Annotated in this window: 1 protein-coding gene; it reads right to left on the bottom strand. The window is 2.4% G+C overall.

Annotated elements, in window-relative coordinates:
- Nucleotides 1-209: hypothetical protein (locus RFX69_RS19435; protein WP_309169501.1), on the bottom strand; the 209-nt coding region annotated here is incomplete at its 5' end.

The following is a 209-nucleotide window of genomic DNA, read 5'->3' as shown; positions in this document are numbered from 1 at the left end:
TTATTTTTTTTTTATTTTTTTTTTTTTTTTTTTTTTTAAATTATTTTTTTTTTTTTTAAATTTTGTGGTTTGTGTTTTTTTTTTTTTTTTTTTTTTTTTTTTTTTTTTTTTTTTTTTTTTTTTTTTTTTTTTTTTTTTTTTTTTTTTTTTTTTTTTTTTTTTTTTTTTTTTTTTTTTTTTTTTTTTTTTTTTTTTTTTTTTTTTTTTTT

This window comes from Acinetobacter sp. 148, from assembly GCF_031196675.1.
GTDB lineage: Bacteria > Pseudomonadota > Gammaproteobacteria > Pseudomonadales > Moraxellaceae > Acinetobacter > Acinetobacter baumannii.
Note: the sequence above shows the minus strand (reverse complement) of the source record. Positions and strands in the feature narration are given on the sequence as shown.